The sequence below is a fragment of the Pseudomonas sp. Pseusp21 genome (assembly GCF_059492145.1).
Map to the genome: position 1 here is coordinate 4,457,625 of NZ_CP168520.1, position 14,385 is coordinate 4,472,009.

Here is a 14,385-nt window from a genome sequence, read left to right on the forward strand (position 1 = left end):
TGGGTGTTGGCCAATCAGCAGTCGAAATGCCGAGTTTGACGAAACGACTAATCCTTTATGACTAATCCGTTCTTACAGTTGTTGGGTGGGGGTTTGTTGACAATGCTCAAATGGCACGGCGAACGCTTTGTCGCTGCTGTGACATCGGCGCCAGGAGCGCAAAGGAGTGGGCATATGTTTCGAATGATCGTTGATTATTTAATGGCCAGAGCTTTGCTGCTCTACAAACATGAAGACGGTGCGTCGGCAATTGAATACGCCATCGTCGTGGCCATGGTCGCCGTGGTGGTGGTCGTTTTCGTCACTCCGCTGGGTGATCGGATGCTGGCGATCTTCAACAACGTTCTGGTGTCACTGGGCGGCACGACGCAAACCCGGCCAACGCCATAAGCCACAGCATGGTTGCGCCAGCACCTTGCTGATGTCGGGCTACACTCGATCTACCATTCAGCTTTCAGGTACTGCCCATGAACGTGTCTTCTTCCTCACGCCAACAGTTGCTTCTGGTTGACGACGAAGAGGACGCGTTGCTGGAGCTGGCGGAGTTGCTGGAAGGCGAAGGCTTCGTCTGTCATACCGCCACCTCGGTCAAACTCGCCCTGCATCACCTGACCCGCCATCCCGATATCGCTCTGGTAATCACCGATCTGCGCATGCCGGAGGAAAGCGGCATGTCGCTGATCAAGCGCCTGCGCGAGCACACCTCGCGCCAGCATCTGCCGGTGATCGTGACGTCGGGGCACGCGGACATGGAGGATGTGAGCGACATGCTGCGGTTGCAGGTGCTCGACCTGTTCCGCAAGCCGATCTATCACGTGCGGCTGCTGGAGACCCTGGACAATCTGTTTCCCAAGCCAAAGGTCAATGTCTCCTGAGTGCTCATGCAGCTTCTACTTCGAATACGCCGATCTTGAAATTGACGCCATTCGTTTGACATTTTGATGGTGTCGAAATGATGGCTCATGTACATTCCCCGCGCCCAAACCGGACGACCTGGTGGGTTCGGTAGGGATGCCTGAGTGAATTCGATACCCCTGCTGAAACTGTTTTTCATGTTTTGGAAGGGAATCTCGTTTGAATACTGATCGTTTGCGCCACTCGCTTCTGGCGTTGTCCATCGCTGTGGCTTCGCTGCACGCCTGCGTTGTTTCCGCTGCCGGTGCCAGTCTGAGTTATGACCTGAGCGGTGGGCCATTGAACAGCAATCTGCAGAACTACGGTCTTGTCGATCTGAACGGCAACGGGATCATTACTCCCGGCTCGCCGTCGACCTTGACCTACGGCGCCCAGTTCATGGGGCTGGCGGCTGACCAGTTGCGCAATAACGGCACTATCCGGATTGACGGGGCCAATCATGGCATCGGTATCAATCTGGGAGCCGCCGGTGCGACGCCAACCACTGTCGCCTACAGTGTGATCAACAAGGGTTCCATTATTGTTCACGGCCTGGCGGGGTCCGGCAGCTCAACCGGTTTTTCCGACATCGGCAGCACATTCAACGGCTCGCTTTCCAACGACGGGCTGATCGATGTCAGTGGGGCGACTGCCGGCGGCGTGATGTTGGTACATACCCAGCTGGCTGGAGTCACCAACAACGGCACAATCAATGTTGCCGGCCCTGATGCATTGGGTCTGTTCCTCGACGGTGCCACTCTCAAAAGCATCGTGAACAACACGGGCACCATTCGCGCCACCGGAGCAAACGCCGAAGCCGTCACTTTCGAAGGCGTTAACTTCAATACTTCGGCGGGGACGGGTGGTTTCAATCTGTTCAACTCCGGGACGATCTACGGCGAGTCGATTGGTGTGCATGTCAGCGGTCAGGCTCTCAATGCGTTGCCGTTTACCATTTATCAACTGACCGGTTCGATCGAGGGTGGGACGTCGGCAATCCAGGTCGATGACGGCGAAAGCTATTTCGACTTTTTTGGCGGTACGGTCAAAGGGGATCTGATCGGTCTGTCCGGCGTGATCATCGACGGCGATGCTGTTTTCGACGGTTCGACCATCAAATCCGGTTACGTGACCATCGAGGACGGGACGCTGACGCTGGTGAAACCACACACCACGATCATCGGTGACTTCGATATGGAAGAGTCCGACTCGGTGCTGGAAATGTACCTGGGCAATGACACCAATCCGGCGTTGCCGGTGTTGAAGGTCACGGGCACTACCGATATCGCGCCGGGTGCGACGTTGCGTCTTTTGGCGCGCTCCAGTGATTTCCGTGTGACACAGGGTGGTACGAAGTACACCCTGATCAGCTCGGGCAGTCTGGTCGGCGGCAATAACCTCACCGTGACCTCTTCCTCTGCTTTGCTGGATGTGAAGAGTTTTGGGGTTGTGGGCAGCGACATCACGTCAGTGGTGACCAACAAGTCCGAAGAGGTGTTGGCGCAAAACACCCTTGTGGCGGGTGGCAGTCGCAATGCCGCAACGGTTGTGGGCCGCGTGTCGAGTCTGTTGTCGCGGCTCGATGAGCAGGATCCGGTGTTCCAGGCGTTCGCCAACGCCAGCACCGATGCGCAATTGGCGCGGTTGTCCGAAACCCTCAGCCCGGATGTCAGCCGTGGGGTGCTTCACGGGGCCACCAACAGTCAGACGCTGGTGTCGGGCGTCATCAATGATCGCTCCAGCCGTGCCCGTACCAGTGGCGCTGCCACGGACAAAGGTGTCTGGCTGCAAGCCTTGAGCAGCGACGCCAACCAGGATGAGCGTCGTGGTGTCAGTGGTTACGATGCCGACAGCCACGGCATCGCCGTGGGTGCCGATGGCCAGTTGAATGCTGATCTGGCGGTCGGTCTGGCGTACAGCTACCTCGACACCGATGTGAAATCCGATCGTGGCAACAAGACCCAGGTCACCGGCCATGCGCTGACCCTGTACGGCAACTGGACGCACGACAACTGGTTCGTTGATTCGTCGCTGATGTATGGCTGGAACGACAACGAGTCGCGCCGCTACATCGCCGGTACCCGCGCCAAGGGTGATTACGACAGCAACGTATTCGGCGTCAGCGCGCTGGCCGGGTACACCGTGCGCCTGATGCCGGATGTGGTGCTGGAGCCGCAGGTCGGGGCGCGTTACGCCAATGTGGGCATGGACAGCTATCGCGAGAAGGGCAGTTCGGCTTCGCTGAATGTCGGCAGTCAGCGCTATGAGGTGGGCGAGATGGGTGTCGGCGCGCGTCTGGCGGCGGCATTCGATGTGGGCACCGGCAGCCTCGAACCCGAAGCGAAGCTGATGGCCTGGCACGACGTCATTGGCGACAAGACCGGCACCACGTCGTCGTTCGTGCTGGGTGGTGATTCGTTCACCAGCCGTGGCACCACCCCGGTTCGTGACAGTTATGAACTGGGTCTGGGCGCCAACTATCGGATGGGCGCGTGGAGCGTCGGCGGGTCTTACAACTACGTGACCGCCAGCGGTTTTGACGCTGACGGTTTCACGGCGAAAGTGCGCTACGCCTTCTGATTCAGTGGTCGGTCGTGCTACAGCTGATAACTGAAGCTGATGCTGTAACGTGGCCGGCGATTGAACGTATCCAGCGCTTCATCCGACATCGCCTTGGCGGCTTCCAGGGCGATGTTGTAGTACTTCGCATCGCCGAATCTCAGGCCGAGCGCCGCCGATGACAGGTTGTTGGCCTGTACCGGCAATTCATTGAACCAGCTGCGCGAGCGATCGAGCACGAAGTACGGTTGCAGGATGCGCACCCAATTGCCGTCGCGGTTGAAGCTGTAGTTGATTTCGTAAGCCACGCCCCAGCCCTTGTCGCCGGACGCCTGATCATCGGGATAACCACGGCCGAAATTCTGCCCGCCGAACACCGCACGCTCACTGTCGGGCAGGGTGTCGTCGCTCCAGTACAACGCGGCTGACAGTACGCCTTGCCAGTTATCAAAGAACTTGTCGCTCTGCACCCCCGACAGACGCACCCGGAAAAAATCCAGGTCGATGGCGCTGTTGTTGGTGTGCGCGCCCAGGCTGTCGAAGCCCTGGTACACGCCGCCGCTGAGAATGCGCAGTTGCCGGGCATCGGCCTTGCGCCAGTCGCTTTCGAAGGCGAGGGCGCGGATGTCGGTGCGTTCTTCGACGCTCAGCGGGTAGCCGATCACGTTGTAGCGGGTCTTGTCATTGACGGCGTACAGGCGTGATCCGGCAGTCAGCAGTTCATCCGAGGCGGCAATCAGCGGCAAGGTGAAACCGAGCGAATAACGGTCGTTTTCGCGGTGTGGCTTGAGTTCCAGTCCGTTGTTCAACAGCACATTGGTGCCGGGATCGGCCCGGTAGCGCGAGGCCGACAGGCTCAGTTGCGCGCCTTCGTCGTTGATGAACTGGTTGTAGTCCAGCCGGTAGTAATGCTCGTGATCATCTCCCGGTGGAAACAGGCCGCTGAGGCTCAACTGTTCGCCCATCGAGGTTTGTGAATTGCTGCTGATACCGAGCAGGGCCTGAGTGCCGTTGCGGTTGTCTTCGGTGGTGCTCAGGGTGCTGGTGAACGGTTTGCGGCTGGCTTGGGCCACCAGCGTGGTTGCACCGTCGGTGGTGCCGGGCGGCGGCACCTGGGCCTGGATCGTCACGCCGGGAATGCGGGTCATCAGTGTGGTGTAGCGCTCGAACGTCTTGCGCGTCAGCGGGCGTTCGGCCTGGAGCTTGGCGGCCAATCGGTCGAGCAGGGCTTTGACCCGCCCGACGTCGCCCGCGATCTGCACGTCCCGCACGTAGCCTTCCACCAGCACGACGCGCGCCACGCCGTCGTCGAAGGTCTGTTGTGGCAGGAAGGCGTATGACAGCAGATAACCGTCCTGCTGGTAGCGACGGGTGATGTTGCGGGTGGCTTCGATCAGGTCGGCGAGGCTGCTCTCGCGGCCGATCAGCGGTTTGTAGATTTCGGCCAGTTCGTTCAGCGGGTAGAGCGTGCCGCCTTCGATCTGCACAGTCCTGAGGTTAATCTTCGTGCCCATCAGCAACGGCTGGGCGGCCGTGGCACCGGGCTCCGGCACTTGCAGCGGCGCCGCGTTCGGCCGGTAGGCGTCGGCGGGCAGGTTCGGCACCGGCAGGTTGCGAATGGTTTCGTTGCTGTTGAGAAAGCTGGGCAGGGTGTCGGCGAGGGTTGTGCAACTGAGACTGAGAAACAGCAGGGATGCCATAACGCGCATAGGACACTCCATGTTCAAACCCCAGCACCGGGCGGGTTTTCTCCTAAGAAAAAAGCGGAAGACTCGTGGGAATCTTCCGCCCTCAACCAAGCGTAGGCGCTGTAGGTTCGGCCGTCGAATCGGCCAGGTGCAAATCAGCGATTGTTCCCTCCCAACGCGCCGGTCAGGCCGCCGAGGACGCCACCCAGTCCGCCGCCAGTCCCGGTGGCAGTGCCACCGTTGACCAGTCCGCCGACCGCAGTGACGGTGTTGCCCACCGTGGTGACAGTGTTGCCGACCGCCGCCACGACCGGGTTGCTGTTGGTGCCGGCGATCGCGTTGCCCAGATTGCCGACGGCGCCGCCAACCTGGCTGGTGAGACCCGCGACCGGAGTGCCGAGCCCGGTGGCGGCGCCGACGTTCTGGGTCAGGCTGGTGACCGCGGTGGTGACTGGCGCAAGTCCGGCACCCACGTTGTTGCCCAGGGTTGCCAGGGGAGTGGTCGGGCTGGTGATCGGCGAGCCCGAACCGCCGAGCACGGTGTTGAGCGAGGCCACGGTGTTGCCGGCCGCTGCCAGAACACCACCCGGTGCGGCGAGGCTGCCATTGCCGCTGCTCAACCCGGCGCCGACGTTCACGACTGCGCCGCCGACGGTTTGCAGCAAGCCATTGCTGCCCAGACCGCCACCGACGCCCGTTCCCGAACCGGTGCCGTTGTCTACCAGCCCGCCGGCCTTGCCGACCGCAGTGCCGACATTGCTCAGGGCACCGCCGACGGTGTTGGTCAGGGCGTTGCCGTTGCCGGCGACAGTGACCTTGTCACCCACGCCGTCAACCGTGCTGCCGACCTTCTGGACCAAACCGTTCAACGGCGCGCCCAGCCCTGTAGCCGTACCGAGTTTGTCCGTGGTGCTTTCGACCATGGCAATCACCGGCACCAGTTTGCTGCCGACTTCTTTGGTAACCGAGCCGAGCGGGCCGGTGGTGGTGGCGGTGCTGAGGGTGTCGCCGAGCATGGTGACCTTTTCGCCGACCCCGTTGAGCACTGGGGCGACCTTGGTTACCACACCGCCAACCACGGGGACGCTGCCCGTGGCAGTGGCCAGTTTGCCGCTCAGGTCGGACACGCCGTTACCCACATCCTGCACCACGCCGCCGACCGCCGAAGCGGTAACGCCCAGACCATTGTCGGTGGTCGCCAGTTTGCCGATGCCGTTGGCTACGCCGTCACCCAGCGTGGTCACTACGTTGCCGGCAGTCCGGGCCGCGCTTTGCACCACGCCGCCAACGACAGGCACGCCGCTCAGGGAGTCACCGACCTGGCTGACACCATCGCCGACGCCGCTGACGGTATTGCCGACGTCCTGCACCAGGGTGGTGGTAACCAGAGGTGTCGGTGTACTCGGGTTGGTTGGGTTGGTCGGATCCGTCGGGTCGGTGGGATTGGTCGGATTGGTCGGATCCGTTGTCCCTCCCGTTCCACCAGTACCACCGGTGCCGCCAGTGCCGCCAGTGCCCGCGGTGTCTCCGGCTCCACCCGTGCCACCGGTGCCGCCAGTACCTGCAGTCGAGCTGTCGGGGGAAGAACTGCCGGAACTGCTGTGATGACCGCCGCCGCCACTGCTGCAACCGGCCAGACCGAGGGAGAGAATGAGGGCCAGTGCCGTTGCCGATTTGCACCACGCCGCCTGAGCTTTCATCTGAGTTTTCATGAGCGTTATTCCTTGCACCTGTCACAACGTTTGTTGTTTTCGATGGCCCGCCGATTCTGTTGCCGGCAGTGCCTTCGTCCGTTGTGCTCATATCAGTCGCAAGGCCGGATCCACGCCATTCTCAAGTTGGTATTAACGCCTTTATGCAGGGGGCTGCGAGTGCGGCCTAACGACTAATACCGAGGATATAGGCGCGCAAAAAAAAGCCTTGAAAATCAAGGCTGGGTTTCGGCGAGGGATGTTTGTGCGGCGCGGGAAAACTTAAGTGATATATACACAATTGAGCAGGTTTTCCCGGCCTCGATGTCAGGCTACCGGCTGCCAGTTGCCCACCATGTGCTCCAGATCCCCGGCGCCGATCAGGCGTAACTCACCGCTGGAACCGGCAGCGCTGGCGAACAGGCTCACCTCGCTCGGCAGGCGCACCGGTTTGCGAAAGTGCACGGTGACCTCAAGGTTGGCCTTGGGCAGATGATCTGCCAGAGCTGCCAGTGTGCGGGCCTTGTTCCATAACCCGTGGGCGATGGCCGTGGGGAAACCGAACAGCTTGGCACTGGCGGCACTCAGGTGGATCGGGTTGTAGTCGCCGGAGACTTTCGCGTACTGCCGGCCGATGTCCGCCGGGGCCTTCCATTGCGCCACTTGCATCAGCGGCAGCGCCGGCTCCCAGGCCTGTTCGACCGGTTCGCCTTCAAGCTTCACGCCACGACAGAGCATCCGGCTTTCGGCTTCCCACAACGGGCCGAGTTGATCGTCGAGGGTGGTCAGCAGATCGAAGGTCGCGCCTTTGGGATGGGGTTGCAGGTTATGCACCCGGACGCTGACTTGCGCACGACTGATCCCGCCCATCGGCCGCAATACGCGGATGCGATTGCTCAGATGAATCAGCCCCAGCAGCGGGAACGGAAACTCCTTGGCCGTCAGCAATTGCATCTGCAGGGCGAACGCCAGGATATGCGGATAGGTCGGCGGCAGCAGGCCGTCATCGGCGAAACCGCAGACCTTGCGATACGCCGCCAGACGTTTGCCATCCACCTCGACGGCGCAGCGCAAACCGCTGTCGGGCAGGGTGGTGCCGGTGATTTTGCGTCGGGTCGCCGCCCGGGCATACAGCCCCGGCAGGCTCGGTTCCTGGTGCAGCGTTTGCCATTCGATGCTCATGTTCAGGCCCCCAGAACGCTTTGGCCGCACACCCGCAGCGCTTGCCCGGTGAACGCGCCGGTGCCCGGCTGGGCCAGCCAGGCCACGGCTTCGGCGACGTCCTGCGGCAGGCCGCCCTGGCCCAGCGAACTCATGCGCCGCCCGGCTTCACGCAGGCCGAACGGGATGTGCGCGGTCATCTGGGTCTCGATGAACCCCGGCGCCACGGCGTTGATGCTGATACCGCGTTCCAGCAGGGTCGGCGCCCAGGCCTGGGCCAGTCCGATCAGCCCGGCTTTGCTTGCCGCGTAGTTGGTCTGCCCGCGATTGCCGGCGATGCCGCTGATCGAGGCCAGCAGAATGACCCGGGCGTTATCGCGCAGAGTGCCGCTGTCGAGCAGGGCTTTGGTCAGCACTTGCGGTGCGTTGAGGTTGACCGCCAACACCGCGTCCCAGAATTCCGGCGTCATGTTGGCCAGGGTCTTGTCACGGGTGATGCCGGCGTTGTGCACCAGAATGTCGAGGCCGTCCGGCAGCTGTTCGATCAGTTGCGCGGCAGCATCTTCGGCGCAGATGTCGAGGGTGATGGCGCGTCCGCCGAGACGTGCGGCGAGGGCTTCGAGATCGGTCTTGGCCGGCGGCACGTCGAGCAGGATCACTTCGGCGCCGTCACGGGCCAGGGTTTCGGCGATGGAGGCGCCGATGCCGCGCGCCGCGCCGGTGACCAGTGCTATACGTCCGGCCAACGGGCGCGTCCAGTCGGTGACCTGGGTGGCGCAGGCCGTCAGACGGATCACTTGCCCGGAGACGAACGCGCTTTTCGGCGAGAGGAAAAACCGCAGCGGCCCTTCGAGCTGATCCTCGGCACCTTCGCCGACGTAGATCAGTTGCAGCGTGCCACCGCTGCGCAGTTCCTTGGCCAGCGAGCGAGAGAAGCCTTCAAGCGCTCGCTGTGCGCTGGCGGCAAACGGTTCACGCAGGGTTTCCGGGGCGCGGCCGAGAATCACCAGGTGCGCGCTGCTGTCGAGGTTTTTCATCAACGGCTGGAAGAACTCGCGCAGTTGCTTGAGCTGGTCGGTGTGCTGCAAATCGCTGGCGTCGAACACCACGGCCTTGAGTTTCGGGCCATGGCCGGGAATCCATTGGGTGGCGGTCGCCGGCTGGTCGCCGTAGCGGTAGATCGCGTCGGTCAGGCGATTGGCGAAGGTGCTGACCCGCTCGGCCAGCGGACCACCGCCGATCAGCAGCGCACCGTCCACCGGCCGCAGGCGCCCGGCCTGCCAGCGTTCCAGCCGCACCGGCGACGGCAGGCCCAGGGCTCCGACCAGACGGTGGCCGATGGACGAGTTGGCGAAGTCGATATAGCGGTCAGACATGGAACGCTCTCCAGAAGATGGGGTTCAAAGTGTGGACTGCGAAGGGCAATCAATCGTTCGATCCACGCAATAAGGCCTACGCTAGAACAGCAGAGTAGTTTGCCCTCGGCGCTTTTGTGGCCCGACCGGGTTTTCAGCGCTCGATTTTCAGACCGGATATTTCACAAGGAGCATTTCATGAGTCAGCTGCGCCGCGTCGCGATCATTGGTGGCAACCGCATTCCGTTCGCCCGCTCCAACGGGCCCTACGCCACCGCCAGCAATCAGGTGATGCTCACCGCCGCTCTCGAAGGCCTGATCGAACGCTACAACCTGCACGGCCAGCGCATCGGCGAAGTGGTCGCGGGGGCGGTGCTGAAATTGTCACGGGATATGAACCTGACCCGCGAATGCGTGCTCGGTTCGCGGTTGTCGCCGGCGACCCCGGCCTACGACATTCAGCAGGCCTGCGGCACTGGCCTGGAAGCGGCGCTGCTGGTGGCGAACAAGATCGCCCTCGGCCAGATCGATTGCGGTATTGCCGGCGGTGTCGACACCACATCGGACGCGCCGATCAGCGTCAGCGAAGGCCTGCGCAAGATCCTTCTGCAAGCCAACCGCGCCAAGACCACCGGCGACAAGCTCAAGACCTTTCTGCAATTGCGCCCTAAACACCTGATCCCCGAATTCCCGCGCAACGGCGAACCGCGCACCGGTCTGTCGATGGGCGAGCACTGCGAGTTGATGGCGCAGACCTGGAACATCCCCCGCGAGGAACAGGATCAATTGGCCTTCGAAAGTCACCACAAACTGGCGGCGTCCTACAGCGAAGGCTGGCACAACGACCTGATGACCCCGTTCCTCGGCCTGACCCGCGACAACAACCTGCGCCCGGACCTGACCCTGGAAAAACTCGCGACCCTGAAACCGGCCTTCGAGAAAAGCGCCAAGGGCACCCTGACCGCCGGCAACTCGACGCCGCTGACCGATGGCGCGTCGGTGGTGCTGTTGGGCAGCGAGGAGTGGGCGAAGGAACGTGGTCTGCCGATCCTCGCTTACTTGCGCGACGGCGAAGCGGCGGCGGTGGATTTCGTCAACGGTGCCGAAGGACTTTTGATGGCGCCGGTGTACGCGGTGCCACGCTTGCTGGCGCGCAATGGTTTGACCTTGCAGGACTTCGACTACTACGAAATCCACGAGGCCTTTGCCGCGCAAGTGTTGTGCACGTTGAAGGCCTGGGAGGATCCGGAATACTGCAAGACCCGGCTCGGGCTGGACGCGCCGCTGGGCTCGATTGATCGCAGCCGTTTGAACGTCAAGGGCAGCTCGCTGGCGGCGGGGCATCCGTTTGCCGCGACGGGCGGGAGAATTGTGGCGAACCTGGCGAAGTTGCTGGATGCGGCGGGGCAGGGGCGGGGGTTGATTTCGATTTGTGCGGCGGGGGGGCAGGGTGTGACGGCGATCATCGAGCGCTAGAGGAGCAAAAGCTTGCCCTCACCCTAACCCTCCCGAAACGTCGGACCGCCCGGAGGGAGAGGGGACTGACCGAGGTGTCTGGCGTTATACATCGACCTGAAAGATCGGTGTCGATTATGGATTCAACAACGTTCTTTCATGTCGGCGGATTTCTAAAGCATCCCCGATTCGGCTCCCTCTCCCCCCGGGCGGTCCGACGTTTCGGGAGGGCTGGGGTGAGGGGGCTTTTAAGGTTGCCCCCCAATCTCAAGTCCGGAACCTGCGCACCAACCCATCCAGCTCATTCGACAACCCCGCCAGACTCTGCGAATCCAGCCGCGCCGAATTCGCCAGCTCCGCCACCAACTGCGCATCACCATGAATCTGGCTGATATGCCGATTGATGTCCTCCGCCACCTGATGCTGCTCTTCCGCTGCGGTCGCGATCTGCGTGTTCATGTCGCGAATCACATCCACCGACTCACGGATCTGCCCAAAGCTCTCCCGCGCCTCACCGATGCGTGCCACCGATTGCTGCGACACGTCGAGACTGGCGCGCATCTGCTGGGTCACCGCGCTGGTGCGTTTGGCCAGGTTGCCCAACAGGCCGTCGATTTCCGCCGTCGAATCCGCCGTGCGTTTGGCCAGTGCGCGAACCTCATCGGCCACCACCGCAAAACCACGTCCTTGCTCACCGGCCCGCGCTGCTTCGATAGCCGCGTTGAGTGCCAGCAGATTGGTCTGTTCGGCGATGGAGCGGATGGTGCCGAGGATCGACTGGATGTCGTTGCTGTCGCGTTCCAGTTGCTGCATCGACTGCGCGGACTGCTCCAGTTCCTGGCTCAGTTGATCGACACTGTGCACCGCCGCATCGATCTGCTGCTGACCTTCGCGGGCCTGGCGCTGGCCGCTGTCGGCCGACTCCGCCGCCTGGCTGCAAGAGCGGGCGACTTCGTTAGCGGTGGCGACCATTTCGTGGAACGCGGTCGAGACCATGTCCACCGCTTCGCGCTGGCGTCCGGCGGCTTCGGCCATGTCGCCGGAGACCCGGGTCGAGCTCTGCGAAGTGGCGAGGATTTTCCCGGCCGCGCCGCCGATATGCTGGATCAGGCTGCGGATCGCGGTGAGGAACTGGTTGAACCAGTTGGCCAGTTGCGCAGTTTCGTCGCTGCCACGGATGTCGAGGCTCTTGGTCAGGTCGCCTTCGCCTTGGGCGATGCCTTCCAGGCCACTGGCCACACTGCGGATCGGCCGCACGATCAGGCTGGCGAAACTGGCGCCGACCACCGCGAAAAACACCGCCAGCACGGCCGCAATGATTGCGATCAGCCAGGTCAGTTGAGTGGCCGAACTCATCACTTCGTTCTGTTTGATCAGGCCGATGAAGGTCCAGCCCAGTTGCTCCGAGGGCCAGACATTGGCCATGTAGCGCTCGCCGTTGATCTCGATGTCAACCAGGCCTTTGCCGGCCTTGGCCAGTTGCGCGTAGCCGTCGCCGAGGCTGTCGAGTCGTTTGAAGTTGTGCTCCGGTTGCTTCGGATCGACCAGCACCGTGCCGGTGTTTTCCATCAGCATCAGGTAACCGCTTTCACCGAGCTTGATCTGTTTGACGATCTCAGTCAGTTGCTTGAGCGACACGTCAATGTTGACCACGCCACCCTGGGCACCCAACTGGTTGGTGACCGCGCGCACGGTGCTGACCAGAACCGCGTCGTCGCCAGCCCAGTAATAGGCCTCGGTGCGCAGGGTCTTGCCCGGGTTGGCCATGGCCGTCTTGTACCAGGGGCGGGTGCGCGGGTCGTAGTTGGCCATCTTCGGATCGCCCGGCCAGAAGGCATAGCCGCCGCTGTTCAATCCATAGGAGACGTAGGAGTAGGCCGGGTGGGATTTGGCCAGCCCCTCGAACAGTGCAAACAGTTGCTTGTCGATCTCGCCATCGGAGGTATCGGCGGCGTTGGCGCTCATGCGGCTGCGAACGCTGCCGTCCGCGTTCTTCACCAACGGCTGCGCCGCCAGGTAATCGACGTTCTGGCTGATGCCGTCGAAAAACAGCTGCATGGCATTGCTGACCTGACGGATCTCGCGCCCGCTGCTGTCGACAAAATCGTCCCGGGCATCGCTGCGCAGGTTCAGTACCACCAGCGTGGCGACCAGCACCACGGGCAAGCAGGCGATGATTGCAAACGCCCAGGTCAACTTCTGTTTGATGTTCATCCGCGCTCCAGATTTTCTTGTAGGCCCACGCAGTGCAGATGACTCGCGGTTATTGGCAGCCGAAAAACCTATTTCTCACCCGTTTCCCTGGGTGCGACATCGAAGATTTTTTGGAACGATTGTCGGACAAGTTCCTCTGTCTCAGAGGAATTCGGCTGATGAAGAGGGAAATTGAGGCCGGAAGAGAAAATTCTTACGAGCTGTATGCGGCGGGATGTCAGATTCTGTCGCAAATGCCCTCAAGTCCTGTCGCCAACAACTTCGACAGCCTCGGCTATGATTCGCAGCGGTCGATAAAGCGGCGGATCGGCCCGGTTTATCCGGCACAGTGTGTGCATCCACAGGTTCACAGGTCGGCAACCCCTCCCCGTGATGCGAGGATTGCCGTATAACGAATGACATTCGCGTGTTTGGTAATAAAGGACCCACAATAAAAGCTGATGAAGACTCCAAAACGCATTGAACCCCTGATCGAGGACGGTCTGGTCGACGAAGTGCTGCGTCCACTCATGAGTGGCAAAGAAGCAGCTGTTTATGTGGTGCGCTGCGGCAATCAGTTACGTTGCGCAAAGGTCTACAAGGAGGCGAACAAACGCAGTTTCCGCCAGGCGGCCGAGTATCAGGAAGGCCGCAAGGTTCGTAACAGCCGACAGGCCCGGGCGATGGCCAAGGGTTCCAAGTTCGGGCGCAAGGAAGCCGAAGACGCCTGGCAGAACGCCGAAGTCGCGGCGCTGTTCCGCCTGGCCAACGCCGGGGTGCGCGTGCCCAAGCCGTACGACTTCCTCGAAGGCGTGCTGCTGATGGAACTGGTGGCCGACGAATACGGCGATGCCGCGCCGCGTCTGAACGACGTGGTGCTGGAGCCGGATCAGGCCCGCGAATATCACGCGTTCCTGATTTCGCAGATCGTGCTGATGTTGTGTACCGGTCTGGTGCACGGTGACCTCTCGGAGTTCAACGTGCTGCTGACGCCGACGGGGCCGGTCATCATCGACCTGCCGCAAGCGGTGGACGCCGCCGGCAACAACCACGCGTTCAGCATGCTCGAGCGTGACGTCGGCAACATGGCGTCGTACTTCGGCCGGTTCGCCCCGGAGTTGAAGAAGACCAAATACGCCAAGGAAATGTGGGCGTTGTACGAAGCGGGTACGTTGCACCCGGCCAGCGTGCTGACCGGCGAGTTCGACGATCCCGAGGACCTGGCCGATGTCGGCGGGGTGTTGCGCGAGATCGAAGCGGCGCGTCTGGATGAGGAGCGCAAGCAAGCCATCCGTGCGGCGGACGACGAACCCAAGGGCAAGTCCGACGAACCGCCTCCGCCACCGTGGATGCAGTGAGCATCTGAAAAGGAAAACCCGGCTTCGGCCG

The 14,385-nt window shown here is 62.0% G+C and carries 10 protein-coding genes and 1 pseudogene; 5 read left to right on the top strand and 6 right to left on the bottom strand.

Going from position 1 to position 14,385, the window contains the following annotated elements; genetic code table 11:
• The first annotated feature begins 174 nt into the window (after window positions 1-174).
• The 3 genes from ACEN93_RS20210 to ACEN93_RS20220 all read left to right on the top strand — a co-directional run bounded on the left by ACEN93_RS20210 (window position 175) and on the right by ACEN93_RS20220 (window position 3,474).
• Window positions 175-390, top strand: a complete 216-nt coding sequence (locus tag ACEN93_RS20210) for a Flp family type IVb pilin (protein WP_092163870.1) — start codon at window positions 175-177, stop codon at window positions 388-390.
• 77 nt (window positions 391-467) lie between these two features.
• Window positions 468-875 carry a response regulator gene (locus tag ACEN93_RS20215; RefSeq protein WP_039772480.1) on the top strand — a complete coding sequence of 136 codons (408 nt, stop codon included), beginning with the start codon at window positions 468-470 and terminating at the stop codon, window positions 873-875.
• Between the two features lie 199 nt (window positions 876-1,074).
• Window positions 1,075-3,474 (top strand): autotransporter family protein, encoded by a 2,400-nt coding sequence (locus tag ACEN93_RS20220; RefSeq protein ID WP_495610432.1) that lies wholly within the window; start codon window positions 1,075-1,077, stop codon window positions 3,472-3,474.
• Between the two features lie 17 nt (window positions 3,475-3,491).
• Here ACEN93_RS20220 and ACEN93_RS20225 read toward each other — a convergent pair whose 3' ends face one another.
• From ACEN93_RS20225 to ACEN93_RS20240, 4 genes are all read right to left on the bottom strand, one after another.
• Window positions 3,492-5,162 (bottom strand): ShlB/FhaC/HecB family hemolysin secretion/activation protein, encoded by a 1,671-nt coding sequence (locus ACEN93_RS20225; protein WP_163973953.1) that lies wholly within the window; start codon window positions 5,160-5,162, stop codon window positions 3,492-3,494.
• A gap of 134 nt (window positions 5,163-5,296) precedes the next feature.
• Window positions 5,297-6,853: a collagen-like triple helix repeat-containing protein gene (locus ACEN93_RS20230; protein ID WP_495610433.1), complete on the bottom strand. Its 1,557-nt coding sequence runs from the start codon at window positions 6,851-6,853 to the stop codon at window positions 5,297-5,299.
• 306 nt (window positions 6,854-7,159) lie between these two features.
• On the bottom strand, window positions 7,160-8,014 hold the full coding sequence (locus ACEN93_RS20235; protein ID WP_495610434.1) for a MaoC family dehydratase: 855 nt from the start codon (window positions 8,012-8,014) through the stop codon (window positions 7,160-7,162).
• A gap of 2 nt (window positions 8,015-8,016) precedes the next feature.
• Window positions 8,017-9,369, bottom strand: coding sequence for a 3-oxoacyl-ACP reductase (locus tag ACEN93_RS20240; RefSeq protein ID WP_039772471.1), 1,353 nt, complete (start codon window positions 9,367-9,369; stop codon window positions 8,017-8,019).
• Window positions 9,370-9,546: 177 nt separating this feature from the next.
• Here ACEN93_RS20240 and ACEN93_RS20245 point away from each other — a divergent pair, with 177 nt between their 5' ends.
• Window positions 9,547-10,824, top strand: coding sequence for an acetyl-CoA C-acetyltransferase (locus ACEN93_RS20245; protein ID WP_064379268.1), 1,278 nt, complete (start codon window positions 9,547-9,549; stop codon window positions 10,822-10,824).
• Between the two features lie 246 nt (window positions 10,825-11,070).
• Here ACEN93_RS20245 and ACEN93_RS20250 read toward each other — a convergent pair whose 3' ends face one another.
• Window positions 11,071-11,838, bottom strand: coding sequence for a methyl-accepting chemotaxis protein (locus tag ACEN93_RS20250; RefSeq protein ID WP_371850984.1), 768 nt, complete (start codon window positions 11,836-11,838; stop codon window positions 11,071-11,073).
• A 90-nt stretch (window positions 11,839-11,928) separates the two neighbouring features.
• A pseudogene (locus ACEN93_RS20255) lies at window positions 11,929-13,017 on the bottom strand (cache domain-containing protein); the annotation flags it as partial.
• A 440-nt stretch (window positions 13,018-13,457) separates the two neighbouring features.
• On the opposite strand from ACEN93_RS20255, the gene ACEN93_RS20260 reads away from it, so the two are divergent.
• Window positions 13,458-14,354 (top strand): PA4780 family RIO1-like protein kinase, encoded by an 897-nt coding sequence (locus ACEN93_RS20260; RefSeq protein WP_011332300.1) that lies wholly within the window; start codon window positions 13,458-13,460, stop codon window positions 14,352-14,354.
• The last annotated feature ends 31 nt before the right edge of the window (window positions 14,355-14,385 follow it).